Source organism: Pseudarthrobacter sulfonivorans (assembly GCF_024391045.1).
Classification (GTDB): domain Bacteria; phylum Actinomycetota; class Actinomycetes; order Actinomycetales; family Micrococcaceae; genus Arthrobacter; species Arthrobacter sulfonivorans_B.
The window spans coordinates 1-1,406 of sequence record NZ_JANFCZ010000052.1; the positions used below are offsets into that span (position 1 = coordinate 1).

2 protein-coding genes and 1 rRNA gene are annotated in these 1,406 nt (G+C 65.9%); 2 read left to right on the top strand and 1 reads right to left on the bottom strand.

The genetic code is table 11. The features are described from left to right. Both NQJ30_RS18795 and istB read left to right on the top strand, forming a co-directional pair. A partial coding sequence (locus NQJ30_RS18795; RefSeq protein WP_255771841.1) for a hypothetical protein occupies positions 1–198 on the top strand: 198 nt, incomplete at its 5' end. After that, a complete protein-coding gene (gene istB / locus NQJ30_RS18800) occupies positions 195–983 on the top strand; it encodes an IS21-like element helper ATPase IstB (RefSeq protein WP_255771842.1) in 789 nt (262 codons plus the stop codon). The genes NQJ30_RS18795 and istB, both read left to right, overlap by 4 nt. Before the next feature lie 231 nt (positions 984–1,214). On the opposite strand, the gene rrf is transcribed toward istB, so the two are convergent. Further along, a 5S ribosomal RNA gene (gene rrf, locus NQJ30_RS18805) occupies positions 1,215–1,331 on the bottom strand. Positions 1,332–1,406 lie beyond the last annotated feature (75 nt).

A 1,406-nucleotide genomic window follows, 5' to 3' on the forward strand; every position in this document is an offset into this window, starting at 1 on the left:
CTCCACGGCCGGTTCGCGCACCCGGACCTCGCCTCGATCCTGAATGCCAACATCCGCCGCACCACTACCCACACCGCCAACGAAGCGACCTCGCTGACCCAGGGAACCGGCGCGTGGGCCGCGATCGGCAACCCCGCCCTCAACCCCACCGCCGCCCTGAACACCACCGCCAACACCACGCCGGAGGAGGCCCGATGAGCCCCGTCACCACGACCAACACCACAGCTCCGCCGCTACCGGCAGACCTAGAAGCGTTGATGCGGTCCCTGAAAATGCCCCACGCCCGGGCGCTGGCACCGGACCTGATCGCGACCGCCCGCGCCCAGCGCTGGGAACCAGTCGAGGTCATCAAAGCCCTCTTCACCGAGGAAGCCGCCGGCAGGGCACGGTCCATGCTCGCCTCCCGCCGCAAAGCAGCAGGGTTCCCGACCGGGAAAACCTTCGATGTCTGGGACCCGGCCGCGTCCTCGATCCCGGCCCCGACCCAGCAAGCACTCCGGACCCTGGAATGGATCAACCGGCGGGAAAACCTGGTCGTCTGCGGCCCCTCCGGGACCGGGAAGACGTTCTTCCTCGAAGCCCTCGGCCAACAAGCCGTCGAAGCCGGGATGCGGGTCGCCTGGTTCAGGCTCGAAGACCTCGGCGTCCTCATCCGCGCCCACCGCACCGATGACAGCGTCACCCGGGCTGTCGCCCGGATCCTCCGCGCCGAGCTCGTGGTGATCGATGACATAGGCCTGTTGCCTGTGGCCACGGACGCCGCCGAAGGGCTCTACCGGGTCGTGGACGCAGCCTACGAAAAACGGTCCGTCGCGATCAGCTCCAACCTCCACCCTGCCGGCTTCGATGAGCTCATGCCCAAAACCCTCGCCACCGCGACCGTTGACCGACTACTGCACCACGCCCACGTCTGCCAGACCAGCGGCGATTCCGTCCGCCTCACCCAAGCCCTCGCAGGAAAAGGAGTCACCCGACTGAACTAACCAACCAAACGATGGCCAACCCCGCCGAACCACTCAGTGGGCAGATCTGTTGGCCATCACCGGGCAGTTTTACTGGCCACCAGCGGGCACATCAACTGGCCGCCCGTGGGCAGAAACAAATGGCCATTGACACGGGGGTGCCCGGGCGTGGGGCGGTGTTGGCCGGGTTGGTGGTTAATGTGGGAGAGCCCCTCAACACGGTGTGTTGAGGGGCTCTCGACCTGAATAGTGTTCCGGCGGTGACCTACTCTCCCACACCCTCCCGGGTGCAGTACCATCGGCGCTGTGGGTCTTAGCTTCCGGGTTCGGAATGGGACCGGGCGTTTCCCCCACGCTATGACCGCCGTAACCCTTGCTCCACACCCTGCCGGCCTGTGACCGGGTGGGTGGGAAATCTTTATGGTTACAACATTGTGGTGTTCT

Bases quoted from the DNA above. Each gene is read 5' to 3' on its own strand.
- istB (WP_255771842.1), top strand. From the start codon at position 195: ATGAGCCCCGTCACCACGACCAACACCACAGCTCCGCCGCTACCGGCA.